Source organism: Citrobacter sp. RHBSTW-01013, from assembly GCF_013781985.1.
In the GTDB taxonomy this organism is placed as follows: Bacteria; Pseudomonadota; Gammaproteobacteria; order Enterobacterales; family Enterobacteriaceae; genus Citrobacter; species Citrobacter braakii.
In genome coordinates this window covers 4,421,899-4,448,602 of sequence record NZ_CP056185.1, presented here as the reverse complement: position 1 = coordinate 4,448,602, position 26,704 = coordinate 4,421,899, and the positions used below count along the sequence as shown (strand labels likewise).

Here is a 26,704-nt window from a genome sequence, read left to right as displayed (position 1 = left end):
GTGTTGAAAATGGCTGTACCCGTTCATTTATTTTTAAAAGACGATGGTGGCGCGATGATTCGTGGAGGCTCGGATGTCCGGGGACGTGAAGGCAGTATTGAGTTACGTGGTTTAACACATAACCTTAGCATTCCAACCGATGGTGCCACTGGAAAGCTAACCGGCACACGCCAACATGGCCCATTTCTTTTTGACAAAGAGATCGATTCCTCCAGCCCATACCTTTACAAAGCAGTTGCGACAGGTCAGACACTTCAAAGTGCGGAACTTAAGTTCTATCACATAAACGACGCAGGCCAGGAAGTGGAATACTTTAATACCCTGCTTGAAGGTGTAAAAGTTGTATCAGTGACACCAATCGTGCATGACACACGTACGGTAACGGGAACCGGACATTTGGAAAGCGTACAACTGCGCTATGAAAAAATCACCTGGTGTATTGTAGATGGCAATATTCAATATACCGACGCCTGGAACGAACGTACTACGGCATAACAAAGATGACGCAATACATCCTAATAAAGGCGCCCACAGGCGCCTTTAGCAAGACCGTTACCCCTTCGACCCTTTCCCCGCAATCACCCCGATAAACTCCAGCACCTGCTTTTGCTTACGCGCGGAGAGCTTTTCCACGGCGCGCAGGGATTTCATCAGTTCTGACTCTTCGGGTTCGGGCGTGCGGGCGGTTAACACAATGCAGCCTTGCATGACGCGCACATCGACGCGGGTGCCGGTGTCGAATCCGGCGGCTTTAAGCCACTGGCCCTTCATCACGATGGACGGAAACTGGACATACTTCACCGGCAAACGGCTGTAATCAGGATAACCGCTCGCATAACCCACCTTCAGGCAACGGTTATCTGCGACGTACACTTCTGGATCAAATGAAACTGCAATACAATGCGTATCAGTCATGATGGCTATTCTCGTGAAATAGTTACTGTGATTAGCGATGCGGAGGTGCGCCAACACCTTCGCATCGCGCTAATAAAACCCCTGTAAATTACCCCAGTAATTGGCGGGAAGTCCAGATGTAAATAACATGAAATAAGCGCGATTAGCACGCTTTCGGAATAAATAGAAATCCTCTCTATCCCAATAAACATAGTATTATTCACCGTATAAATTCATTCCTGTCCCATCCTCCTGATACCTGTCATTTCCAGAAAATAACGCCCATCTGTATCAGGCCAAAAATGCGATCTAACTCACTGAAGCAAATAGCAAACTCTGAAACAACGCCGTTTTGTACACTTTGCTTTACACTTTTAGTGATGTGAATCACAAATATAAACCCGTGAAGTGATCCGACTCTCACAAAATGGGGTGTACTCATTCAGCAATACAGTATGAGCACAGCCTGGAAAGTTAAGTTTTCAGTATTTCCCCTCTCCACGGGGGCACCATCGCAAATGGCAAATCAACACGCAAAAAAAAACTTGTTGAATATGAACGGGTAAAAAAACGACGTGTGATTTGCATCACCTACATTTACAGCTTTTTAAATTATTGCCAGTGATTAATGTTGACCAGGCTATTTCCATAATCAATTAAATCTTGCATAGTGCCTCCACATTATTTCTCCCCCTGACTCAGGAGGCGAATAGTTATATTTCATCAGACTTTATTGATGAACCAGGTATGCTTTACTTCACATTAATACGTACATGACCACTGTTACTGGAGAAACAAAATGAATTATCCGGCAGAACCCTTCCGTATTAAAAGCGTTGAAACTGTATCTATGATCCCGCGTGATGAACGCCTTAAGAAAATGCAGGAAGCGGGATACAATACTTTCCTGTTAAATTCGAAAGATATTTATATTGACCTGCTGACAGACAGTGGCACCAACGCAATGAGTGACAAGCATTGGGCCGGAATGATGATGGGTGATGAAGCCTACGCGGGCAGCGAAAACTTCTATCATCTGGAAAGAACCGTGCAGGAACTGTTTGGCTTTAAACATATTGTTCCTACTCACCAGGGGCGCGGCGCAGAAAACCTGTTATCGCAGCTGGCAATTAAACCGGGGCAATATGTTGCCGGGAATATGTATTTCACTACCACCCGTTATCACCAGGAAAAAAATGGTGCGGTGTTTGTCGATATCGTTCGTGACGAAGCGCACGATGCCGGTCTGAATATTGCTTTTAAAGGTGATATCGATCTTAAAAAATTACAAAAACTGATTGATGAAAAAGGCGCCGAGAATATTGCCTATATTTGCCTGGCAGTCACGGTTAACCTCGCAGGCGGGCAGCCGGTCTCCATGGCTAACATGCGCGCGGTGCGTGAACTGACTGCAGCACACGGCATTAAAGTGTTCTACGACGCTACCCGCTGCGTAGAAAACGCCTACTTTATCAAAGAGCAAGAGCAGGGCTTTGAGAACAAGAGCATCGCAGAGATCGTGCATGAGATGTTCAGCTACGCCGACGGTTGTACCATGAGTGGTAAAAAAGATTGTCTGGTGAACATCGGCGGCTTCCTGTGCATGAACGATGACGAAATGTTCTCTTCTGCCAAAGAGTTAGTCGTTGTCTACGAAGGTATGCCATCCTACGGCGGCCTGGCCGGACGCGACATGGAAGCTATGGCGATTGGTCTGCGCGAAGCCATGCAGTATGAGTACATCGAGCACCGCGTGAAGCAGGTTCGCTATCTGGGCGACAAGCTGAAAGCCGCGGGTGTACCGATTGTTGAACCGGTGGGCGGTCACGCGGTATTCCTTGATGCGCGTCGCTTCTGCGAGCATCTGACGCAGGACGAGTTCCCGGCGCAAAGCCTGGCTGCCAGTATCTATGTGGAAACCGGCGTACGTAGTATGGAGCGCGGAATTATCTCTGCGGGCCGTAATAACGTGACCGGTGAACACCACAGGCCGAAACTGGAAACCGTGCGTCTGACTATTCCACGCCGCGTTTATACTTACGCGCATATGGATGTAGTGGCTGACGGTATTATTAAACTTTACCAGCACAAAGAAGATATTCGCGGGCTGAAGTTTATTTACGAGCCGAAGCAGCTCCGTTTCTTTACTGCACGCTTTGACTATATCTAAAAAATAATTATGGCCCCATCTCAGGATGGGGCTTTTTTGTATTTCTTTTCCATGAACAGGAAGCCTTTGCGGTGCCCGTTACCGTGACATAACTACAAAAGTAAACCCTGACTCCGACATTTTTATTATCCGCATGATGTACAAATGACAGCTGTAATTATAACGAATAGTCTACAGGAACATTTATCATGGATATTAATGCCATTGAGCGACAGAGTAGTACCCCCGGACTGATTAGCGGAACCATGTTGGTTATCGCGACCGTAGTGGGTGGAGGGATGTTTTCCCTGCCGATTGCGATGGCTGGCGTATGGTTCCCCGGTGCGTCAGTTATTCTTCTGTTTATCGCCATCATGATGTTATTAACCGGTCTGATGCTGGTCGAAGTTAATCTGCATTATGGCGCCGGTGCCAGTTTTAATACCTTTACTCAGGATTTATTAGGTCGAAAGTGGAATATTGTGGTCGGTATCGCTTTCGGTTTTGTGCTGTATATTCTGACCTATGCCTATATCTCTGGTTCGTCGGCGGTGATGGCGCAAACCGTGTTCAAATACAGCGGCGTGCGCTTTCCGGCGAATATCTCGGTGGTGATCGTCAGTATGCTGGTCGGGGCGATTGCCTGGTACAGCTCCTTGTTGGTTGGACGTATTACTACCGTGTTGATCATCGGTAAGTTTATCGCGTTCTTTGCCACCTTCTCTGGCCTGGTGGGTCATATCGAAGTGGCGAAACTCGTCGACAGCGTGGCGGTGGCGCTGCCCAATTCGCAGTACCTGCCGTATATCCTGATGACGCTGCCGTTCTGCATTATCTCCTTTGGTTTTCACGGTAACGTGCCGAGCCTGGTGAAGCTGTATGGCACGAGCGGGATCTCAAATATTACGCGTTCGATTATCATCGGCACGCTGTTTGCCCTGCTGCTGTATATCTTCTGGCTGGGTGTCACGATGGGCAACATCAGTCGTTCCTCGTTCCCGCCAATTATCGCCAAAGGCGGCAATATCGACGTGTTTGTCGAGGCCATCAGCGGGCTATTCACCAGCCGTTATATGGATCTGATCCTGACCTTCTTCGGCAACTTTGCGGTAGCCAGTTCCCTGCTGGCGGCGACGCTTGGCCTGTTCGATTACATCGCCGACCTGTTTCACTTCCCGGATGACGGCATGGGTCGCCTGAAAACCGCGCTGGTGACCTACTTCCCGCCAGCCGCCGTGTGCTTCTTCTTCCCGAACGGGTTTGTCCACGCCATTGGTTACGCCGGTCTGGCCTTTACCATCTGGAGCGTGATCCTGCCGCCGTTCCTGGTGAAAGCGGCGCGGAAACGTTTTCCGACCGCCAGCTATACCGCGCCGTGTAATAACACCGTGCTCAATCTGGTCATTGTCTGTGGGGCGGTTGTCTATCTGACGGTTGTTCTGGACGTATTTGGTCTGCTGCCAACGTTTCGCTAGACGGAGTCAAAATGAAAAACGTGTTGTCTGTTCAGTCGTCAGTCGTTTATGGCTATGCCGGAAATAAAGCCGCCGTGTTGCCGATGCAGCTCTCGGGGATCGATGTCTGGCCGTTTTACACCGTACAGTTTTCCAACCACACCCAGTACGGGATGTGGCAGGGCATGGCGATGCCGCACGGTGAGCTGAGCGCCATCATCAGCGGGCTGGATGACCTGCAAAAACTGGCGCAATGCGATGCCGTGCTGTCCGGGTATCTCGGGGACAAACGCCATTGCGAAGAGGTGAAGCTCGCGGTCACCACCATTCGCCAGCGTAATCCCCAGGCGCTCTATTTTTGCGATCCGGTGATGGGCGACCCGCAAAAAGGCTGCATCGTCGCGCAGGGCGTGGAGTCCTTTTTTGTCGATGACGCCATTCAACTGGCTGATGTGATGGGGCCGAATCTCTATGAGCTGGGCGTGCTGACGGGCAGACAACTACGTAGTTTTGACGAGGTGGTGGCAGCGGCGCAGCAACTGGTGGCGTGGGGCGTGAAGAAGGTGCTGGTGAAACATCTCGGCGACTGCTCGCGCGACAAACAGGCGTTTGAAATGCTGCTGGTGACGGCGGAACAGACATTACACATCGCCCGGCCGCTGTATACCTTTGCCAAAATGCCGGTGGGCGTTGGGGATCTGATTTGCAGCGTGATGCTGGCCTCACTGCTCAACGGTTATGAGGACAAGCAGGCGCTGGAGCGGACCACCAGTGTCGTCGACGCGGTGATGCGGCTGACGAAAGAACACGACTCGTATGAACTGCGGCTGATAGACGCGCGTCACCAGATAATGGAGCCGCAAATTCGCTATCAGGCAACGGTGCTGTAGCGCCGCAAGGAGGCTCTATGTTTCTGACACTGCTACGATTTCAGCATCCGCTGATCTACCGTTTTGCATGGCTTCGTCTGTGGGTCAGGGTGTTAAGAGCGTGCGGGCTGCGTAAGTGAAAGGGGAGAACATTTTTCTCTGCTGCCGGATGCGGCGCTTGCGCCTTATCCGGCCTACAAATGAGCGTGAAACGTAGGCCCGATAAGCGAAGCGCCATCAGGCATTAGCGCCAGGCATTACACGCGGAAGTAGCGTGGTGGGATCAACGCGGAAAAGGCGTCGAACTTCTTCACCATCTTTTTCCAGAACAACATAACAACAATCCTCGATTTGAAACATCGGCGCTATTTTAGTCAGCGCCGACAAATCGTAAAGCCAGTCGCTTCGTTTCGATCCTGAAGCGGTGTAAACCTTTTTGGTCACCGCGTCGTCAAATACGGTTGCCGTCAATTTGACGGGGTTGACAATGGATTACGCCATAAACCAGTAATAAAAGAGACCGACTTTCAGGCCGAGGATCACAATGTAGGCGCAGCAGTATTTCATGGTGCCAGACATTATCTGGTTGGCCTGTCCGTCCATTTTGGTGGCTGAAACCGCAATGGCGATACTCTGCGGCGAAATCATTTTCCCCCCCGTTGCACCAGAAGTATTCGCCGCCGCGAGCCAGTTGGGATCGATATGCAGTTTACTGGCGGCAATGGTTTGCAGTTTGCCGAACAAAATATTTGAGTTGGTATCGCTGCCGGTAACAAACGTGCCCAGCGCGCCAATCACTGGGGCGAGGAAGACGTAGGAACTGCCGGTCAGATCGACAATCGACTGGGCCAGCGTGGAGATAATCCCGCTGAGATCCATCACCGTGGCCAGCGCGACAATCGCCATAATCGCCACAATGGAATTTTTAAGCTGGAAAATGGTTTTGATAAACACTTCCAGCATCCCGCGTGCGGACGCTCCCTGAATAAAACCGCCGATAAGGGTCGCAAAGATGATCAGCATCCCCGGCGTGGTCACCCATTCAACTTTCAGCGCCAGCGTGTTGCCGTCGGCGAGCGTGAAATGCAGCACCGAGGCCAGTTGGGACGCCGCGCCTTTGATCGTCGGGAACAGCGGTGAGCACAGCAGGATAAAAACAAAAATAAACAGATAGATAGAGCCTACGCGGAACAACACTTTTGCCGAGCGCGGCGTGGTTTCGCGGGTATGGCTGACCTCAATGCGCCACTCGGGATCGGTTTTCCCTTTGCGCAGGCGGCTGACCATCGCCACGGCAAACAGGCTGACCAGGCTACCGGCAAAGGCGGGCAATTCCGCGCCAAGATGAATGGCGACAAAATATTGCGGAACCAGCGTGGTGATGCCGCAAATCAGCGTGATCAGAAATACGCCACGAATGGCTTTCAGGCCGCCGCCAATAATGCAGACAATGACAAACGGCAGCAGGATATTAAACAGCGCGAGCTGCAGAATAATGGTTCCGCCTAAGGTATACACCGACAGATTAACCTGTTCCGCCAGAATAGAAACCGGGATCCCGACCGCGCCGAACGCGGTGGGAACGGTATTCGCCACGAGAGAAGCGATCGCCGCCTTCAGCGGGTTGAATCCCAGCGCAATAAGAATGCCGATCGGAATAGCGACCGCCGTGCCATAACCTGCCGCGGCTTCAAGGAATCCGCCGAAGCACCATGAAATCAGTAGCACCTGAATACGCTTATCTTCGCTAATGCTGGCGAGAATATCGCGCAGAATATCCAGCGCCTTGGTCGCCTGCATGACGTTATAACTGAAGATGGCGCCGAGGATCACAATCACAATCGGCCATAAACCCTTCAGTGCGCCATAGCCTATCGCGGCTTTCAGATTCTGTACGGGCATTTCCCAGAATATGGCCGACAGCGCGGCAGTGAATACCAAAGAGATCAACACGGAATAATGGATGGGCATTTTCAATTTCAATATTAAAAATACCATCAGTAGTAAAGGAGAGAGTGCCAGGGCAAACATAAAATATTCGTTCATTGCTATTCCTGATTGGTTCATTAAACCTGATTTATATTTATGGTGGGGAGGCTACATTGCTGGGTTAATAAAGTATGTAAACTGAATCGCTTCAGTGAATAAAGTAATTATGATTTGTAGTTTTGTAACTATTGTAATCTTTTAATTAAAATCCAATGCCAGGTAAATATACTTAAGAGTAAGTTGAATACCTATAAATAGTTATATGGTAACCTTTTTAATAATGCTGGTGATGAGAATAGTAAGCACCTGAAACTGTTATTAAGGTGTTCATAACGCTGTGGTTTTAAATATAAAAATGTGAGCGAGACCGAAAGAAATAAACCTGGTTGTTGCATATGGGGGTTGATTAGGGGATTATTTGGTTTTGTCATACAAATGAAAATACTGACATATGCGACTGTCCTGACTTAAGAAGCGGAGAGTTGGCATCAAAGGAAAACGACCCGAGCATCACCATGAACCCAGGTATTAGTAAAAACAGCAAACAGAAAAACTGGGCGTGAAATACGGCTGAACCTTTGCTTGATATCGCGATATCAAGCGCAATAAACAGAAATGAAGCAATGGAGTAGTTATTGTGAATGTAAATTTCTTTGTTACCTGCATTGGTGACGCACTGAAATCACGGATGGCACGAGACTCCGTATTGCTGCTGGAAAAACTGGGTTGTCGCGTTAATTTCCCCGAGAAGCAAGGGTGTTGCGGTCAGCCAGCCATCAACAGCGGTTACATCAAAGAGGCGATCCCTGGGATGAAAAACCTGATCGCCGCCCTGGAAGATAACGACGATCCGATTATCTCGCCAGCAGGCTCCTGTACCTACGCGGTAAAAAGCTATCCGACGTATCTGGCCGATGAACCGGAATGGGCGCTGCGTGCCGAAAAGGTTGCCGCGCGTATGCAGGATCTCACCTCCTTTATCGTCAACAAGCTGGGCGTGGTGGACGTCGGCGCCAGCCTGCAGGGCCGCGCTGTATATCATCCCTCTTGTAGCCTGACTCGAAAGCTGGGGGTGAAGGAAGAGCCGCTCACGCTGCTGAAAAACGTGCGCGGACTGGAGCTGCTGACGTTTGCCGATCAGGATACCTGCTGCGGCTTTGGCGGGACGTTCTCTGTCAAAATGGCCGAGATATCCGGCGAGATGGTGAAAGAGAAAGTCTTACATTTGATGGATGCGCAGCCGGAATATTTGATTGGCGCAGACGTCAGTTGCCTGCTGAACATTGGCGGTCGACTGCAACGGGAAGGCCAGCCGGTCAAAGTGATGCATATTGCTGAAGTGCTGATGAGCCGCTGAGGGGAAAGAGATGTCGATAAAAACCAGCGATGTAGAATTTAAACTGCGCATTCGTCAGCAGATAGAAGATCCGATCATGCGCAAAGCCGTGGCCAATGCGCAGGAACGTATTGGCGCAAATCGACAAAAAATGGTCGATGAGTTAGGCCACTGGGAAGACTGGCGCGATCGTGCCAGCCAGATCCGCGATCACGTGCTGAGCAACCTCGACGCTTACCTGTATCAACTCTCCGAGAAAGTGACGCAAAACGGCGGTCACGTCTATTTCGCCAAAACCAAAGAAGAGGCCACCGCCTACATTCTGCAGGTCGCGCGCAGCAAAAACGCGAAGAAGGTGGTGAAGTCCAAGTCGATGGTGACCGAGGAGATCGGCGTCAACCATGTCCTGCAGGATGCGGGAATTCAGGTGATCGAAACCGATCTCGGGGAATACATCCTGCAATTGGATCAGGATCCACCTTCGCACGTCGTGGTCCCGGCTATTCATAAAGATCGCTATCAGATCCGCCGCGTGCTGAACGAGCGTCTGGGGTATGACGGCCCGGAAACCCCGGAAGCTATGACCTTGTTCATTCGCCAGAAGATCCGCGAGGATTTCCTGAGTGCCGAAATCGGTATTACCGGCTGTAACTTTGCCGTGGCGGAAACCGGTTCAGTATGCCTGGTGACCAACGAAGGCAACGCGCGCATGTGCACCACGCTGCCGAAAACGCACATTGCGGTGATGGGCATGGAGCGTATCGCGCCGACCTTTGCCGATGTGGATGTGCTGATCACCATGCTGGCGCGCAGCGCCGTGGGCGCTCGTCTGACGGGCTATAACACCTGGCTGACCGGCCCGCGTGAGGCGGATAACGTGGACGGACCGGAAGAGTTCCATCTGGTGATTGTCGATAACGGTCGCTCTCAGGTGCTGGGCTCTGAGTTTCGCGATGTGCTGCGCTGCATCCGCTGCGGAGCCTGTATGAACACCTGTCCGGCGTACCGCCACATCGGCGGACACGGCTATGGCTCTATCTATCCTGGACCTATCGGCGCGGTGATTTCTCCGCTGCTCGGCGGCTATAAAGATTTTAAAGACCTGCCGTACGCCTGTTCCTTATGTACGGCCTGCGACAGTGTCTGCCCGGTGCGTATTCCGCTGTCAAAACTGATCCTGCGTCATCGCCGGGTGATGGCCGAGGAGGGCATTACCCCGAAAGCCGAGCGACGGGCGATCAAAATGTTCGCTTATGCCAATAGCCATCCGGGGCTGTGGAAAGTCGGAATGATGGCGGGCGCGCATGCGGCAAGCTGGTTTATCAATGGCGGGAAAACCCCGCTCAAGGTTGGCGCGATTGGTGACTGGATGGAGGCGCGCGATCTGCCTGATGCTGACGGCGAGAGCTTCCGCAGCTGGTTTAAGAAACATCAGGCGCAGGAGAAAAAGAATGGATAACCGTACCGCGTTTTTAAACACCATCGCCCAGGCGCTGGGTCGCCCGCCGCGTTTCGAACCGCAAGCGGATGCCGCGCCGGTTAACAATTATGCCAACGAGCGCCTGACCGAACTTAGCCCGCAGCAGCGCTGCGATGCGTTTATCCAGTTCGCCAGCGAAGTGATGCTGGCCCGCTGTGAACTGACTCGCGAGGACCAGGCCGCAGAAGCAGCGCTACGTCTGTGTGAAGAATTGGGTCAGCCAGTAGTGCTGAGCGGCGACAGCCGACTGGTGGCGCTGGGCATCACCGAACGCTTGCAGCAGGAATGCAACGCCGTGGTCTGGGATCCGGCGCGAGGCAGCAAAAATATTACCGAGGCCGAGCAGGCGAAAGTCGGCGTGGTGTATGCCGAGTATGGCCTGACCGAGTCCGGCGGCGTGGTGCTGTTTTCCGCGCCGGAGCGCGGGCGTTCTTTGAGCCTGTTGCCGGAGTCCTCGATTTTCGTGCTGCGTAAAAGCACCATCCTGCCGCGAGTGGCGCAACTGGCAGAAAAACTGCATCAGAAAGCGCAGGCCGGTGAGCGTATGCCATCGTGCATTAACATTATCAGTGGACCCAGCTCGACGGCGGATATTGAGCTTATCAAGGTGGTTGGGGTGCATGGCCCGGTGAAGGCGGTGTATCTGATTATTGAGGATTGTTAGGGCAGGAGAAAGAACCGCTCTGGCGCTGTGGGCCAGAGCGGTATCGACGTTATGCAATCATGCTGATGATCAACACGATAATCAGACCAACCACGGAGTTCACCAGCTCCAGCAGACCCCAGGTTTTCAGCGTATCCTTCACCGACAGGTCAAAGTAGCCTTTGAACAGCCAGAACGAGGCATCGTTGATATGGGTCAGGGTGTTGGAGCCAGCTGCCGTCGCCAGTACCAGCAACGCCGGATCGACGCCCACCAGTTGACCGGTTGCCGGGTCGAGAATGGCTGCGCTGATAATCCCCGCTGCCGTCATGGCTGAGACCACGCCCTGACCGGTTGCCAGACGAATAAGCACGGTTATCAACCACGCCATGATGTATGGAGAAATATTGCCGTGCGACATCAGCATGCCGATGGTATCGCCGATGCCGGTATCGATAATGGTCTGCTTCAGTACGCCGCCCGCGCCGATGATCAGGATCACCATGGCGATGCTTTTCACCGCGTTTTCAAAGGCGTTCATCACCCACTGCATGTCGTGACCACGCGCGGTACCAAACAGCACGAAGGCGACAATCATGGCGATAAACATCGCAATTGGCGAGGAGCCTAAGAAGTTGACCACTTCCCACGCCTGCGTTCCTTTCACCAGCCAGATGTTGGCGATGGTGGTGGAGATCATGATGATCGCCGGGATCAGCGGAACCAGAATAGAGACGCCGAAAGACGGTAGATTGTTCTGGTCAACCGGTACGTCGGCCTTCATGAATGACGGCGTCGGGCGATCGAGGTTGCCGAGGAACTTCGGCAGGATAATCCCGGCGCAGATCACGCTCGGAATAGTCACCAGAATACCGTAGATGTAGACCATACCCATGTCAGCGCCGTAGGCGTTAACCAGCGCGACCGGGCCTGGCTGCGGCGGGAACAGCGAGTGGGCGGTGGTGGCGGCGGCAACGGCAGGAATCGCCAGCTTGAGGAACGGGATCTTCGCTTCTGCGGCTATGACGATCACCAGTGGCGCCAGCATAATAAACGCCACTTCATAGAACATCGCCAGGCCAAAAATCAGACCAATAATGATCACCGACAGCTGCACATAGCGCAGCCCGAGTCGCGCCAGCAGCGTATGAGCAATCTGATGCGCCGCTCCGGAATCGACCATCAGCTTACCGATGACTGCCCCGAATACCACGATAATCGCCAACTCACCCAGCGTGCTGCCAAAGCCGGATTTCATGGTGTGCAGCAGCGCCATTAAGTCCATACCCGCCAGCATGCCGACCGAGAGCGCCGCCAGCAGCAGGGCGACCATCGAGTTTATTTTGAATCTTAGATTGAGCACCAGCATCAGACCGATGCCGAATACGACCCACAGAATATTGAGAACATGCATATAACGTCTACCTTTATTGGTTGAACTATTATGACTTTGGTTGAGATGTTATCCGTATTGGTTAACCATTGATGCGATGAATGTCACATTGCGTTACATGTTTACATCTTTACTGCGCTTCCTGGCCGCAAAATGGCGATCTAATCAGCAAAAATCGTGATTTGGTTAACCAATTAATTCCTTCAGGTTGACATGTCATACCAAAAGGAGGAATTTATGTGCCATATCGTCGAGTCCATAACGTAAATGAGGAATAAAAGATGGAACAGACATGGCGCTGGTATGGTCCTAACGATCCGGTCACCTTAGCGGATGTACGTCAGGCGGGTGCCACGGGCGTGGTCACCGCCTTGCACCATATCCCGAACGGGGAAGTGTGGACGGTTGATGAGATCCTAAAACGCAAAGCCATTATTGAGCAGGCGGGCCTGGTCTGGTCGGTCGTCGAAAGCGTACCGATCCACGAAGACATTAAAACCCGTTCTGGTAACTATCAGCAGTGGATCGCCAACTACCAGCAAAGCCTGCGTAACCTGGCCCAGTGCGGCATTCGTACCGTGTGCTACAACTTCATGCCGGTTCTCGACTGGACCCGTACCGACCTGGAATACGTCCTGCCGGACGGCTCCAAAGCGCTGCGTTTTGACCAGATTGAATTCGCCGCCTTTGAGCTGCACATCCTCAAACGTTCGGGCGCGGAAGCGGATTACACCGCCGAAGAGATTGCTCAGGCGAATGAACGCTTCGCCACCATGAACGATGAAGACAAAGCGCGTCTGACCCGCAATATCATCGCCGGTCTGCCAGGCGCGGAAGAGGGCTATACGCTTGACCAGTTCCGCCAGCATCTTGCGCGTTATAAAGATATCGATAAAGCCGCACTGCGCGAGAACTTTGCCGTCTTCCTGAAAGCAATTATTCCTGTAGCGGAAGAAGCAGGCGTGCGGATGGCGGTACACCCGGACGATCCGCCGCGCCCAATCCTCGGCCTGCCGCGCATTGTTTCCACCGTGGAAGATATGCAATGGATGGTCGATACGGTCAACAGCATGGCGAACGGTTTTACCATGTGCACCGGCTCCTACGGCGTCCGGGCGGACAACGATCTGGTCGACATGATCAAACAGTTTGGCCCACGCATTTACTTCACCCATCTGCGCTCCACGCTGCGTGAAGATAACCCGAAAACCTTCCATGAAGCGGCGCATCTTAACGGCGACGTCGATATGTACGAAGTCGTGAAAGCGATCGTTGAGGAAGAGCAGCGCCGTAAAGCCGAGGGTAAAGAGGACCTGATCCCAATGCGTCCGGACCACGGCCATCAGATGCTTGACGATCTGAAAAAGAAAACCAACCCAGGCTACTCCGCGATTGGTCGCCTGAAAGGGCTGGCGGAAGTGCGTGGCGTTGAGATGGCTATCCAGCGCGCTTTCTTTAGCCGCTAAAGCGAGTTGCCGGTCACCTGTCTGGCCGGCTTTTTCTTTTCTCTTCCGTTGGTCATTCAACGGGTTCTGGAGTTCACGATGACAACGACAATTGCCAATAGCAACCTGCCGGTTGCTCGCCCTGCATGGGACAGCTCGCGCCTGCAATCCCGTATTGTTCACCTGGGATGCGGCGCATTTCACCGCGCGCACCAGGCGCTGTACACCCATCATCTGTTGGAAACCACCGACAGTGACTGGGGGATCTGTGAAGTTAACCTGATGCCGGGTAACGACCGCGTGCTGATTGAAAACCTGCGCAAACAGCAACTGCTGTATACCGTGGCGGAAAAAGGCGCGGACAACACCGTGCTGAAAGTGATTGGCTCGATGAAAGAAGCGTTGCACCCGGAGCTTGACGGCTGTGATGGTATTTTACAGGCTATGGCGCGCCCGCAGACGGCAATTGTCTCGCTGACGGTCACGGAAAAAGGCTACTGCACCGATGCTGCCAGCGGACAGTTAGATCTCAATAACCCGCTGATTAAACACGATCTGGCGAATCCAGGCACGCCGAAATCGGCGATTGGTTACATCGTACAGGCGCTGCATCTGCGTCGTGAGCAAGGGCTTGCGGCCTTTACCGTGATGTCTTGCGATAACGTGCGTGAAAATGGTCATGTGGCGAAAGTCGCGGTGCTGGGTCTGGCGCAGGCGCGCGACCCGCAGCTGGCGCAGTGGATTGAGGCTAACGCCACTTTCCCGTGCACCATGGTCGACCGCATTGTTCCGGCGGCGACGCCAGAAACGTTGCAAGAGATTGCCGACCAGTTGGGCGTGTACGATCCGTGTGCTATCGCCTGTGAGCCGTTCCGTCAGTGGGTTATCGAAGATAACTTTGTCAACGGTCGCCCTGACTGGGACAACGTTGGTGCGCAGTTCGTTGCCGATGTGGTGCCGTTTGAAATGATGAAATTGCGTATGCTCAACGGCAGCCACTCTTTCCTCGCGTATTTGGGCTATCTCGGCGGCTATGAAACTATCGCTGATACCATGACAAATCCGGCGTACCGCAAAGCGGCGTTCGCGCTGATGATGCAGGAGCAAGCGCCGACGCTGTCGATGCCGGAAGGCACCGATCTTAACGCCTATGCGACGCTGCTCATCGAGCGTTTCAGCAACCCATCACTGCGTCACCGCACCTGGCAGATTGCGATGGACGGCAGCCAGAAATTGCCGCAGCGCCTGCTGGATCCGGTGCGTCTGCATCTGCAAAACGCCAGCGACTGGCGTCACCTGGCGCTGGGCGTGGCGGGCTGGATGCGCTACACCCGTGGCGTGGATGAACAGGGGCAGGCCATTGATGTTGTCGACCCCTTGCTGGCTGAGTTCCAGCGCATTAACCAACAGTTCCAGGGGGCCGAACGCGTGACGGCGCTGCTGGGGCTGAGCGGCATTTTTGGCCATGATCTGGCGGAAAACGCTGATTTTGTGGAGACAATTATCGCGACGTATCAACAGCTGTGTGAACACGGTGCACGCGAGTGCGTTGCGGCGTTAGGCGCTGACGCATAATCCCCGAAGTATGACGGGTCAATCAAAATGCTGATTTGGTTGACCCGTTTTCTGTTTTTGGCTTCCCGCAAATGCTATAGTTCAGGCGAAAAAACGTTTTTTGTAGGCTTGATAAGATGCGTCAGCGTCGCCATCAGCCAATGGCACAGGTGCCGGTTGGCAGCGCATGTGCCTTATCCGGCCTACGGATCTGAATTGACGCATCTGACGGACATAACACGATGAAATCGAACACTTCTCAACAAAGACCCTACCAGGAAGTGGGTGCAATGATCCGCGATCTGATTGTCCAGACGCCGTACCAGCCCGGGGAGCGTTTGCCGCCGGAACGTGAAATTGCTGAGATGCTCAACGTCACTCGCACGGTGGTTCGCGAAGCGTTAATTATGCTGGAAATTAAAGGTCTGGTGGACGTGCGTCGCGGCGCCGGGATCTACGTACTCGACAATGCAGATGCGCAGACCATCGACAGTACGGATGTCAATCATTGCAATGACGCGGGTCCGTTTGAGCTGCTGCAGGCGCGACAGCTGTTGGAAAGCAATATCGCCGAATTCGCCGCGCTGCAGGCTACGCGTGAAGATATCGTTAAAATGCGCCAGGCGTTACAGCTGGAAGAGCGGGAGCTGGCCTCCAGCGAAGCGAACGGTTCTGAAAGCGGCGACATGCAGTTCCATCTCGCCATAGCCGAAGCCACGCATAACAGCATGCTGGTGGAGCTGTTTCGCCAGTCATGGCAGTGGCGTGAAAACAACCCGATGTGGATCCAGCTCCATAGCCACCTCGACGATACCCATTACCGTAAAGAGTGGATGGGGGACCACAAACAGATTCTGGCGGCATTAATCAAAAAGGATGCCCGCGCAGCCAAGCTGGCAATGTGGCAGCATCTGGAAAACGTCAAACAGCGCCTGCTGGAGTTTTCAAATGTTGATGACATCGACTTTGATGGTTATCTGTTTGATTCTTGGCCGCTGGATAAAGTTAACGCCTGATTTTCCTTCCTCTCCCATGCGGGCTGTTGCAGCCCGCGCGACACTTTTCAGCACAAAAGCTTATTGCATAACAACGCTTTTTTCTCGTCATGAACGTCACGTAAAAAAAGGTTTCCATCACCTCAGATGATGATTTTTCCGCCGTCGTTACGCGGTGAAAATTGATTTATATCAATTAAAAACAACTTATTTTTGCATGCGAAAAAATGCATCGTTTACCTTATTTTTACCTTTCCGTGCTTATTTTTAGACAAAATGGGCCTGTGTTAAGTGAGAATCAAACTGATTTACGCGGTGGTCAGAGCGAGGCCGCCTGGAATAACAGTGCATAAAAACAGGCGCTTCACGGAAATGTAGACATTAATAACGGCACGTAACTTATTGGCTGTAATGATGTTTTGATTTGAGATCATGTTTATTGTCAATAGTTCTGGCTTTTTTAATCAAATGAATAAAAGTGAATATATGTAAAGTTAAAATTACACATTATTCTATAATCAAGTTATCTTTCATTTGAAATGCTGTTCCAGTTTTTTGTCCGTTATTAACAGTTTCATTACTATTGTCACTGTATTTTGCCGTTGACATGTTTTTACACTGACTGCATATTTCATCGCCATAAGCGTGTTTGCGTTCAGGAGATGATAATGCCCTCTCGAGATTACCCCGATATTAGAAAGGCCAGGGGTACCCGTTCAAAAGATATGGTTCTTTTAAGTGCCCGTGTCGATACCTCTCTGTGGGAATATGTTCGTACGCTGGCATTTGAAACCCGTAAAAGTAAACAAGATATTATTGCCGAAGCAATAATGTTATATCGCTCTGTTAATGAGAGCGTAAACGAAGAATCCAAGTAATTACTCTCTGTTCGGGTTTTATTTAACCCAAAATGATATGTGTCTTGCCACTTTATTATTACCTTCATTGGTGTGTTAGAGGTTTTCCCCTTTTCCATAGGGGGCTTTTTTATGCGGGTATTCTGCCTTCATAACAAAGTTGATAGCAAAATTCACAATTAAAAGTGAGTAATAACATGAAAAAGTCAGCAGTGGTATTAGCTGTAATGGTATTAGGGGTAACCTCCGTTCATGCAGCGGAAATTTATAATAAAGATGGCAACAAACTGGATCTGTACGGCAAAGTAAAAGCGGTCCATTCCTGGACTGGCGGCACCGATGCCGACGGTACATACGCGCGTCTGGGTTTTCGCGGTGAGACACAAATCAACGATCAACTGACCGGTTATGGCCAATTTGAAAGTCAGTTTGATGCCTCTAAAGCAGAAGGTTCTCAGAATGGCGTCAATACACGTCTGGCGTTTGCTGGCCTGGATTATGGCCATGACGTTAGCTTTGACTACGGTCGTAACTACGGTATCGCTTACGACGTGGGAGCTTACACTGACACTCTTTCAGAGTTCGGCGGCGACTCCTTTGAAGATGCTGACCGCTTCCTTACTTCACGTACTTCTGGCGTTGCAACACTCCGCACCAAAAATCTCTTTGGAGCCGTTGATGGTCTGAACATTGGTGCGCAATACCAGGGTAAAGGTGATGCCAACTCGGAAGACCCGACAAAACCTAATTTGACTAAGCAGCACGGTAACGGCTACGGCTTCTCCCTGGGCTATGACAACATTGCGGATTCCGGCGTGTCTGCTATTGCGACCTACACAAATAGTTCAATCACAGCAGCCCAAAAGAAAGGCAATAAAGACGGTAAATGGGATGGCGAAAACGCAGAGTTCTGGGGCGCGGGTCTGAAATATGATGCTAATGCCATCTACGTCGCGACCATGTACGGCGAGTCCCACAACCTGATTCAGAAGGCGGATAAAGCTGAGCACTTTGAAGCAATGGCTGCGTATGTGTTTGATTTTGGTCTGCGTCCGAACGTGGGTTACGTTCACGCGCGTGACAACAACAATAATGACCTGACCGAATACGTTGCGTTGGGCACGGATTACTACTTCAACAAAAACATCGTGGCTGATGTGGGTTACAAAATTAACCTGCTCGACGGCAAAGACGACGACAACAAGGTTGTTGCGGGTCTGACCTATCAGTTCTAAGTTTTTGTTCTGATATGCAAAAGGCGTCTTAGTTAAGACGCCTTTTTTAGCTCTGCCGTGTTTAAACTGGCTGACTCTCTTTCACCTGAACACCGCTAAACAACCATTGCCAGATGCCCACTTTTACCCATGCGACCACGCAGAGAATCAGGTAAAAAAGTGGATTATGCGTAATGGTAACGTACATGACCTCCATTAAATCCACATGCAAATTTCCGGCAATTGCCATATTGATAACAAAAATTGAGGCTACCGCGCTGGCCAGTAAAATAAATACGGCCTGAAGCTGGGTTATCTCTGGTAACCTGCCAGAGGCCCATTGCCATAAAAATGTTGTTGTTAACAGGAATATAAAAAACAATCCTAACGCGCCAAACAGGCCAAAGTCTTTGTAATCCTTTAGCGTGCCAATTAAACCTAGCAAAATAATTAACCCCAGTAGTATTTTTTTAAACCATGACATGTACTTTTCCCGAAGATAGTGTTGATGCTGAGTTAATATGTCCATTTTTACGCATTTTAAATTGAGTTTATAAATGAACAGCCGGGAATTATAAATTGTCTGGCGGGTAATTGCTGATTATTTGTGGTTTATTAAATGTTGACATTTGATTGCGGACTAATCCTAAGATACCTGTTTATAAGGTTGTCGATTATACCCTTTTGGGGGAGGCGAAACGCTGTTTGTATAATTGTGTGAGGCTAATCAGTGCCGCAATAAACAAGGCGACGGCACCGCATAGCGTGGCATTAACGATCGCTTGAGCGCCGCTTCCTAGCAGGCTGGTTAAGAGCGGCCCGAGTATTTGCCCAATACCGTAAGTCAGGGTGACCAGGCCCAGCAGATTAATATTGCGCGGTACGCTAAGTTGACGGGCGAGCGGCATGACCAGCGAAGTGGTCCCCATAAACGTTGCGCCAAAACCCACGCTGCTTATCACCAGCAGCGGCAAGGAGTCGCTGGCGAGCGTCATGACCACGCAGGCGCTTTGGATCAGTAAATTCGCCGTCAGGCATTGCAACACCCCCCAGCGTCGGGCTGCCCACAGCCAGGCGAAACAACCCGGAATAATCGATATGCCGACCAACGACCAGAGATGGGCCGTCAGCAGCGGCGACCCGGCACTTTTCGCCATCAGTGGCAGGTATGTAGCGACAATGATGTAGCCAAATCCGGCCAACCCATACAGTAGCGCCAGCAGCCACCAGGACATAGGCTGATGCTCTGTTTTTACCGGTGTGGCGGCGGGAAGCGCATGGTCGCGAGATGGCAGGAGCATAACGAGTAGCACAAAGAACAGCGCGGAGGCTGCCGCTGCCCCCAGCCAGAGCGTGTGTGATGACAGCGCAAAATGCAGACCGCTGATGACATATTCATTGCCCAGCAAAATGCCTGCGCCAACGCCGGAGAACAATGCGGCGATCACGAAGGGATGCCGGGTATGATGCAGGACGATCATCGAACCAAAAATCATCATACCGGCACTGGCGACGCCTGCCAGAAAACGGATCAGCATCACCAGCGTGGGCTGCTTAACGCTTGCCATTGCCAGAATCAACCCTGCGGTAGCGAGCGCAGAAGTTAACAACATCGGGCGTAAACGTGAGGGAAGATGGAAGAGCCCGAAGGAGAAGAGCAGGCTTCCCGCCAGATATCCGGCGTAGTTGGCGCTGGCAATCCAGGAGAGCTGGTCAAACGTAAACTGACCTTCCGACAGCAGTACCGGGAGCATCGGCGTATACAGAAAGCGTCCAATTCCCATGCCCAGCGTTAAGACCAGCATGCCAAAGAGCGCGACGCTGATGGCATGACGATTTGAATCGGGGCTTCCCTGGGACATACGGACTCTCATTTCACGCTGTTAGTTTGATAATTGTTATATTACATGTGCAAATGATAATGAAAAGTAAAGTAAAAACAGGGATTTTACTTTCTCCTTAAAAATTCGCCAGCGTCAGCAGGGAAGGAATTTGCGACAACAGATATAACACCAGCCCAATAGAACCGCCGACCAGCGTGCCGTTGATGCGGATAAACTGTAAATCTTTGCCGATGTTTAGCTCAATTTGCTGCGACATATCGCGCGCATCCCAGCTTTTCACCGTGTCGCTGATGTGGCGCGTCAGGAAGGTGGCGAACTCCGGCGCAACTTTATACGCGGCCTGCTCCAGATGCCCATTCAGTGAGGCGCGCAGGGCGCTGTCGGCAACCAGTGTTTCGCCGAACCACTGTCCGGCGCTGGCGATGCGCTGCTTCACGCGCGAATCGTCAGCGTTAATGTCGGTTTTCACCCACTGGCGCAGGTCTGCCCACAGTTCGCCAAGATAACGGTTGAAGGCTTCGTCTTCCTTCAGATAGTTTTTCATGCTTTCGGCCCGCACGGCCATCTCCGGATCGTGTTTGAGCTTATCGATTAGCTTAAACGTGGCGCGATCGAAGGCGTGGCGGATCTGATGCGCCCGATCGTGGCTGATGTCATCCAGTAAGGAATTAACGGCATCAGACACCAGTTCGGCGCTGTGCTCGCCCAGCCATTCAGTCGGCAGGATCTTCGCTTTCAGCGGATGCTCGGTCTCCAGCCAGTGCACGATCTGTCGGGCGATAAACGCCCGCGAGCTGTCGCGCTGGAGCAGGGCGATAAGTTGGGCGATCAATGTGTCGAGCAACACCTGATGGCGATTGTTTTTGGTCATGCTTTCCAGCATCAGCGCGCTGGTACCGGAGAGATCGACCTTGTCGATGGCTTTGTGCACCGCCCGCTTGATCAGCCGCTGAATGCGGGCGTCGTCGGTGAGTTCGAGAAAACCGCTCATGATCTGCAGCAGATGCTGGCCAATTCGCTGGGCGTTTTCCGGCTGGCTGAACCAGTTACCGATCAACAACGCCGGTTCATGGCGGCGGATCAGGGCGATCAGGGACTGGGTGTCGAGAAATTTTTCCTGCACAAACTGACCAAGGTTCTCCCCGATCCGATCCTTATTGCGCGGGATAATCGCCGTATGTTGCGAGATGAACGGGATTGGTACCCGACGAAAAAGCGCCACCACGGCGAACCAGTCCGCCAGCGCGCCGACCATCGCCGCTTCGGCGATCGCTTTGATCCCGAGCACCCAGAAGTTAGGCGGCAGAAACAGCGTGATGACGAAGGTAGCGGCGGCAATCAGCAGCAATGAGAGCGCCAGTCGCTTGGCGCGTTTGAGTTCAGCAATTTTATTCATAGGCTTAAGGATAGAGCCAGACGGGGGGATCGCGCAAAAAATGTGGAGCGCCTCCCATTTTCAGACGAGCAAAGCTTACTCCGGGATCCAGTTGTCCCAGGCGGGTAAGGGGCCGAGTTCCGCCACCAGAAAATCGATAAACGATCGCACCTTCGGATTGCTGTACTTACTGGGAAAATAGAGCGCATACAGGGCGTGGGTTTCGCAGGTGATGGTGCCGTCGAGCATCAGCGGCGTTATCTCTTCTTTTTGAATATGATCGCCAATCAGATAGGTGGGCAAATACGCCACTCCCTGATCTTCTAACACCGATTTCAGCAATACCAGACTGCTGTTGGCCTGGATAGGCATATGCAGTTTTAACTGATGCAGACGATCCTGTTCATCCGCCACCTTCAGCACCGGCGTGAGACCTGGATAAACCAGGCAATCATGATTGACCAGATCGCTACGACGCTGGGGCATGCCTTTTTTGGCAAGGTAGCCGGGTGAGGCGCAGTACGCCCAGCGGACAGGCACCAGCTTGCGCATTGCGTAGTTCTGCGGTGGTGCGGTGGAGATTCGCAGGGCGATGTCGAAATCCGTTTCGTTCAGATTCACGAAGTTATCGTTGAGATCGATATACAGATTCACATCTGGGAACTGGGAACGATATTTATCCACCAGGTTCACCAGCCGGGAATAACCAAACGCAATTGAGCAGGTTATGCGTAATTCACCCTGCGGGCTGTGGTAATAACCGGAGGTGGTATTCAGCGTTTCATCGAATTCTTTCAAAAGCTTATTGGCGCGGTTAAAGAGATATTGCCCGGCATCGGTCAGGGTAATACTGCGGGTGGTACGTTTAATTAATGTCGTGCCTAACGTATCTTCCATTGCCGCCAGGCTTTTGCTGACCGCAGATGGCGAGACGTTGAGCTGCGCCGCGGCTTCTGACAATCCTCCGCAGTCGACGATTTTAATGAAAAACTCCAGATGCTTGAGTGAAATCGGCGTACTCATAGTTTCCTTTTATTCACAAGTGATTTGCAAAAACGGTACGAATAGGCCGTTACATTCGCGTTTTAAACATGCAACTATTGAATCACAGGAAACAACTTGCTGGCAAAATGAAAAAATAACAACTTAGGTGAGTTACGTCACAAAATAAAAGGAGGCGAAACGGAAACTCATCACATTGTGAATTTAATCTCATTAAATATTATTCTAAAGGTTACCGATTATGTGGTCACGACTCGAACCCTACAGATCGTCGATTATTTTATTAGTTGCTCTGGTGATTGGCGGCTTATTAGGTATTTATGCCCCCTCGTTTGCAAGTAAACTCCAGCCAATCGGCCAGATATTCTTAAATCTGCTATTTATGATTATTGTGCCGCTGGTGGGGATCAGCGTCATGTCTTCGATCGCCAGCATGACCGACCTGAAAAGGCTGGGGCGCATTATGGCGATTATCTTTATTGTTTCGATCGCAATGGCCTTTATTCCGGCCGCCGGGATCGTCGCGCTGGCGCTATGGTATAACCCGGCGCAGGGCGTCACTATCGATCTTTCGCAGTCGGTGCAGGCGGGCAGCGGTAAGATGGATTTTGTCAGCATGATCACGACCAGCGACTTTATCGGACTGTTTTCTAAGTCCAATATTCTGGCGCTGATTGTGATGGCGATTATTGCTGGTGTGGCGATTGGTCAATCGGATCAGGCCGGTAAGCGCATTGCGTCGCTGCTGGAAGATGCCAATACCGTGATCATGAAGATCGTCTCGATCATTATGAAGGTCGCACCGATTGGCCTGGGCTGCTATTTCGCTGCCACTATGGCCAGTCAGGACTCTGCACTGCTGCTGACCTTTGCTCGCGCCATCGGCCTGTTCATGGTGGCCACGCTGGTCTACTTTGTTTTTGGCTCGATTCTCTATTCGTATATTGGCGGCGGTATTCCGGCGGTCAAAGCCTTCTGGCGTAATGCGATTGAACCGTCTGCGACTGCGCTGGGAACCTGCTCTTCGCTGGGGACTCTCCCGGTAACGCTGCGTGCCGGTAAGGCGATGGGGATTAACCCGGAAATCGTTGATGTCTCCATTCCGCTACTGGTTAACCTGAACAAAGGTGGCGTGGCGATGATTGCCGCGCTGAAAATTGTCTTTATCTATTCCGTGCTGGGCATGGAGTTCACCACCGAGACCTTCTTCCTGACCATGCTGATTGCGGTGCTCTCCGCCATTATCGTCGGCGGCGTACCGGGCGGGGCATTCCTCGGTGAAATCTTTATCGTCACTACGCTGGGCCTGCCAATGGAAGCGATCCCGATGTTGGTAGTGCTGGGCACGATTACCGATGCGCCTGCCACACTGATTAACGTTATCCATGATTTGAATGCGGCGCAGATTGTTGAACGGTTCGCTGGAAAAAAGCAGACCAACACTGAAATAAACTCTACTGCTGCGGTGGTATAGGTTTCACACGGATTAAGAACAGGAGATGTTATGAAAGACGCAATGAAGCTTGAGACGCAATTGGTTGTTGCGGGTCGCGACAAACGCTACACCCAGGGAGCGGTGAATCCGGTTATCCAGCGCGCCTCTTCGCTGGTGTTTGATACCGTGAAAGACAAAAAATTCGCCACCGCCAATCGCGCAAATGGCGAGCTGTTTTACGGTCGTCGCGGAACCTACACCCACTTTGCCTTCCAGAAGGCAATGAGCGAACTGGAAGGCGGCGTTGGCTGCGCGCTTTACCCGTGCGGCGCTGCGGCGGTGACCAATGCGATTCTTGCGTTTGTTCAGGGTGGCGATCATATTTTGATGACGGGCGCGGCCTACGAGCCAACCCAGGATTTTTGCAATAAGATCCTGAGTAAATTCAATGTGGAAACAACGTATTACGATCCGTTGATTGGTGCTGGTATCGTTGATCTTCTGCGTCCGGAAACGAAAGTTGTATTCCTCGAATCGCCAAGTTCGATCACCATGGAAGTCCAGGATGTACCGGGGATGGTGAAAGCTATCCGCGCGGTTAATCCGGAGATTGTCATTATGATCGACAACACCTGGGCGGCGGGTGTGCTGTTCAAAGCGCTGGAATATGGCGTGGATATTTCCATTCAGGCGGGAACGAAGTACACCATCGGTCATTCGGACGGCATGCTGGGCACGGCGGTGTCCAACGCGCGTTGTTGGGATCGTCTGCGCGAGAACTCCTATTTGATGGGACAAACTCTGGATGCTGATACGGCCTACAACGGCAGCCGTGGATTGCGCACCCTGGCGGTACGTCTTAAGCAGCATCAGGAGAGCAGTATCCATATTGCCCGCTGGCTGTCGGCAAGGCCGGAAGTGGCGCGGGTGAATCATCCGGCATTACCGGAATGCCCGGGGCACGAGTATTTTCAGCGTGACTTTGCCGGAAGCTCAGGCCTGTTCTCGTTTGTGCTGAAAAAGAGACTGACCGACGAGCAGATGGCGAATTTCCTCGATAACTTCTCGCTGTTCCATATGGCCTATTCGTGGGGCGGATTTGAGTCGCTTATTCTGGCGAATCAGCCAGAAGAGCTGAACAGCATTCGCCCAGCCGGAGAGGTAGATTTCAGCGGCACACTGGTCAGGGTGCATATTGGCCTTGAGGATATTGGCGACCTGATTGCCGATCTGGAAGCAGGGTTTGCGCGCATTGCTTAAGATAATGTGATGGTTGCCGGATGCGGCGCAAGCGCCCTATCCGGCCTATCACTACGACATAGGCCGGATAAGCGTCAGTGCCATCCGGCAGGTTAGTTTTCAGTGGCTAACGTTGTTGTTTCATGCTGGCGAACCCGCTTCAGTAAGCCTGCCAGGGTAAAGACGACAGCAATACCCGCCGCAACCGCCAGCAGATGAAACGAAATCCTGCCGCCGTTAAACCACAGCCAACGTCCGATTTCGACAGAAACCGCCATCACCGTCAGGATGACCATATTCAGCGACGCCGAGACCGTACCCTTCGGTAAGTTGTTGGAAAACAGCGTAAAGCGGAACAGCGTCGGAAAGATCATACCAATGCCAAACGCATACAGGCTGGTTCCCAGCACCGACCACAGCCAGACGTGCGGCCACAGCAAATTGCCGACAATCAGCACCGCCAGTCCGCTCAGTTGAATGGGGGCCGCCCGCCAGATAAAGCGTGGCTGGGTTGGATCCTTCACAAAACGAACAACCACCATATTGGCGACGATCACCGCGCCAAACACCGGTGCCTGCGCCCAGGCGAACTCTGATGTGCTCATACCGCCAGCGTCGATCAGGATCACCGGCGAGACCGCCACCCAGCTCATCATCGGGATATAGCTTAGCGACAGCGTGGCTGCGCCAAACAAGAACACCCGGTTACGGAAAACGTCGCGGAAATCACGCAGTACGCCGCGTGCACTGAACGGCACCGCGCCGCGCTTAACGGTTTCCGGCATTGCTAACGCTAGCCCTATCAGGGCGATAAGCCCCATGGCGGCGATAATGGCGAACAGGACCTTCCAGTGTACAAAGTGCATCAGCGCTGCGCCGGAGAGCGGGCCGATAACTGGCGCAACCAGCACAATGGAGGTGATTATCGCCATTAACTTAATGGCCTTCGTTTGCCCAAACGCCTCCTGCACCGTGACATAGCCAACGGTAGCGATAAAGCAGATGCTGGTGCCCTGTACAAATCGGGCGACCAGAAATTGCGTCATTGAGGTGGTCAATAGCGTGGCAGCGCAGGCGAGCGTAAAGATTAACGCCCCCGCAATCAGCACCGGTCGACGGCCAATCCGGTCGGAGAGCGGTCCCAGCAGCCATTGCAGCGCCATGCCGCCAGCCAGATAGAGGCTCACCGCAGCGGGGGCCAGGCTGACGTCGGCGTTGAAATCACGCACCACATTGATGATGCCTGGCTGGATCAGGTCCGTCGACAGATAAGCGGCGAAGTCATATAAAATCAACGCGACAGGAAAAAATAGCGTCGTGGTGCGTTGGGAGAAAAACGCGAGAATCCGTTGCATAAAACAGCTCCTTTTCGGGAGAAAACCCTCAACGGGAATAGCGAAATTCAATACCGTCTTTGAGACGTCAGACCGATGACAGAAAAAAGCAGACTGCAAATGTACTGAATTTCATGTAATCAAAAACGCTGCCTGCGCGAGGCGCAAACAGGAGAAACGTTTTCAGACTCGAGTCAGAAAAC

The 26,704-nt window shown here is 52.1% G+C and carries 22 protein-coding genes; 14 read left to right on the top strand and 8 right to left on the bottom strand.

Going from position 1 to position 26,704, the window contains the following annotated elements:
* Positions 1-9 precede the first annotated feature (9 nt).
* Positions 10-495 carry a type VI secretion system tube protein TssD gene (gene tssD, locus HV350_RS21315; protein ID WP_003830101.1) on the top strand — a complete coding sequence of 162 codons (486 nt, stop codon included), beginning with the start codon at positions 10-12 and terminating at the stop codon, positions 493-495.
* Between the two features lie 57 nt (positions 496-552).
* Here the strand turns inward: tssD and symE are convergent, their stop codons facing one another.
* Positions 553-915 (bottom strand): endoribonuclease SymE, encoded by a 363-nt coding sequence (symE, locus tag HV350_RS21310; RefSeq protein ID WP_016155589.1) that lies wholly within the window; start codon positions 913-915, stop codon positions 553-555.
* A 778-nt stretch (positions 916-1,693) separates the two neighbouring features.
* Here symE and HV350_RS21305 point away from each other — a divergent pair.
* The 3 genes from HV350_RS21305 to pdxY all read left to right on the top strand — a co-directional run bounded on the left by HV350_RS21305 (position 1,694) and on the right by pdxY (position 5,387).
* Complete coding sequence (locus tag HV350_RS21305) at positions 1,694-3,064, top strand: tyrosine phenol-lyase (RefSeq protein ID WP_181629282.1); 1,371 nt, start codon at positions 1,694-1,696, stop codon at positions 3,062-3,064.
* 188 nt (positions 3,065-3,252) lie between these two features.
* Positions 3,253-4,518, top strand: coding sequence for an aromatic amino acid transporter (locus tag HV350_RS21300; RefSeq protein WP_016151548.1), 1,266 nt, complete (start codon positions 3,253-3,255; stop codon positions 4,516-4,518).
* Positions 4,519-4,529: 11 nt separating this feature from the next.
* Positions 4,530-5,387, top strand: coding sequence for a pyridoxal kinase PdxY (gene pdxY, locus HV350_RS21295; protein WP_181629280.1), 858 nt, complete (start codon positions 4,530-4,532; stop codon positions 5,385-5,387).
* Positions 5,388-5,858: 471 nt separating this feature from the next.
* On the opposite strand, the gene HV350_RS21290 is transcribed toward pdxY, so the two are convergent.
* The gene (locus HV350_RS21290; protein ID WP_153689761.1) at positions 5,859-7,412 is read right to left on the bottom strand and encodes an L-lactate permease; all 1,554 of its coding nucleotides are present in this window, start codon (positions 7,410-7,412) and stop codon (positions 5,859-5,861) included.
* Positions 7,413-7,992: 580 nt separating this feature from the next.
* Between HV350_RS21290 and HV350_RS21285 the strand changes: the two genes are divergently transcribed.
* Genes HV350_RS21285 through HV350_RS21275 form a run of 3 tightly spaced genes read left to right on the top strand, consistent with a single transcriptional unit; the run spans position 7,993 to position 10,835 of the window.
* Positions 7,993-8,712 (top strand): (Fe-S)-binding protein, encoded by a 720-nt coding sequence (locus HV350_RS21285; RefSeq protein ID WP_016155592.1) that lies wholly within the window; start codon positions 7,993-7,995, stop codon positions 8,710-8,712.
* Between the two features lie 10 nt (positions 8,713-8,722).
* Positions 8,723-10,150, top strand: a complete 1,428-nt coding sequence (locus HV350_RS21280; protein WP_016151552.1) for a LutB/LldF family L-lactate oxidation iron-sulfur protein — start codon at positions 8,723-8,725, stop codon at positions 10,148-10,150.
* Positions 10,143-10,835, top strand: a complete 693-nt coding sequence (locus HV350_RS21275; RefSeq protein WP_094169249.1) for a lactate utilization protein C — start codon at positions 10,143-10,145, stop codon at positions 10,833-10,835. Before HV350_RS21280 ends, HV350_RS21275 begins: the two co-directional genes overlap by 8 nt.
* 49 nt (positions 10,836-10,884) lie before the next feature.
* Here the strand turns inward: HV350_RS21275 and gntP are convergent, their stop codons facing one another.
* A complete protein-coding gene (gene gntP / locus HV350_RS21270) occupies positions 10,885-12,228 on the bottom strand; it encodes a gluconate permease GntP (protein WP_181629278.1) in 1,344 nt (447 codons plus the stop codon).
* A gap of 260 nt (positions 12,229-12,488) precedes the next feature.
* On the opposite strand from gntP, the gene uxuA reads away from it, so the two are divergent.
* The 5 genes from uxuA (at position 12,489) to HV350_RS21245 (ending at position 18,293) form a co-directional block, all read left to right on the top strand.
* A complete protein-coding gene (gene uxuA / locus HV350_RS21265) occupies positions 12,489-13,673 on the top strand; it encodes a mannonate dehydratase (RefSeq protein WP_181629277.1) in 1,185 nt (394 codons plus the stop codon).
* A 78-nt stretch (positions 13,674-13,751) separates the two neighbouring features.
* A complete protein-coding gene (locus tag HV350_RS21260; protein ID WP_181221168.1) occupies positions 13,752-15,227 on the top strand; it encodes a fructuronate reductase in 1,476 nt (491 codons plus the stop codon).
* A 221-nt stretch (positions 15,228-15,448) separates the two neighbouring features.
* Positions 15,449-16,222: a Uxu operon transcriptional regulator gene (gene uxuR, locus HV350_RS21255; RefSeq protein WP_029139754.1), complete on the top strand. Its 774-nt coding sequence runs from the start codon at positions 15,449-15,451 to the stop codon at positions 16,220-16,222.
* Between the two features lie 647 nt (positions 16,223-16,869).
* The gene (locus HV350_RS21250; protein WP_016151558.1) at positions 16,870-17,079 is read left to right on the top strand and encodes a hypothetical protein; all 210 of its coding nucleotides are present in this window, start codon (positions 16,870-16,872) and stop codon (positions 17,077-17,079) included.
* 176 nt (positions 17,080-17,255) lie between these two features.
* The gene (locus HV350_RS21245) at positions 17,256-18,293 is read left to right on the top strand and encodes a porin (protein WP_181629275.1); all 1,038 of its coding nucleotides are present in this window, start codon (positions 17,256-17,258) and stop codon (positions 18,291-18,293) included.
* A 61-nt stretch (positions 18,294-18,354) separates the two neighbouring features.
* On the opposite strand, the gene HV350_RS21240 is transcribed toward HV350_RS21245, so the two are convergent.
* The 4 genes from HV350_RS21240 to HV350_RS21225 all read right to left on the bottom strand — a co-directional run bounded on the left by HV350_RS21240 (position 18,355) and on the right by HV350_RS21225 (position 22,514).
* Entirely contained in the window at positions 18,355-18,756 is a 402-nt protein-coding gene (locus HV350_RS21240) for a hypothetical protein (protein ID WP_181629273.1), read from the bottom strand.
* 190 nt (positions 18,757-18,946) lie between these two features.
* On the bottom strand, positions 18,947-20,134 hold the full coding sequence (locus HV350_RS21235; RefSeq protein ID WP_049269971.1) for an MFS transporter: 1,188 nt from the start codon (positions 20,132-20,134) through the stop codon (positions 18,947-18,949).
* Positions 20,135-20,231: 97 nt separating this feature from the next.
* Positions 20,232-21,512, bottom strand: coding sequence for a DUF445 domain-containing protein (locus tag HV350_RS21230; RefSeq protein ID WP_016151562.1), 1,281 nt, complete (start codon positions 21,510-21,512; stop codon positions 20,232-20,234).
* 75 nt (positions 21,513-21,587) lie between these two features.
* Complete coding sequence (locus HV350_RS21225) at positions 21,588-22,514, bottom strand: LysR family transcriptional regulator (RefSeq protein ID WP_016151563.1); 927 nt, start codon at positions 22,512-22,514, stop codon at positions 21,588-21,590.
* 220 nt (positions 22,515-22,734) lie between these two features.
* Here HV350_RS21225 and HV350_RS21220 point away from each other — a divergent pair, with 220 nt between their 5' ends.
* Together HV350_RS21220 and metC are read left to right on the top strand one after the other, a co-directional pair.
* Positions 22,735-23,967 (top strand): dicarboxylate/amino acid:cation symporter, encoded by a 1,233-nt coding sequence (locus tag HV350_RS21220; protein ID WP_003019196.1) that lies wholly within the window; start codon positions 22,735-22,737, stop codon positions 23,965-23,967.
* Positions 23,968-23,997: 30 nt separating this feature from the next.
* Entirely contained in the window at positions 23,998-25,188 is a 1,191-nt protein-coding gene (metC, locus tag HV350_RS21215) for a cystathionine beta-lyase (protein WP_016155600.1), read from the top strand.
* 92 nt (positions 25,189-25,280) lie between these two features.
* Here the strand turns inward: metC and mdtM are convergent, their stop codons facing one another.
* A complete protein-coding gene (mdtM, locus tag HV350_RS21210; protein ID WP_080859421.1) occupies positions 25,281-26,522 on the bottom strand; it encodes a multidrug efflux MFS transporter MdtM in 1,242 nt (413 codons plus the stop codon).
* Positions 26,523-26,704 lie beyond the last annotated feature (182 nt).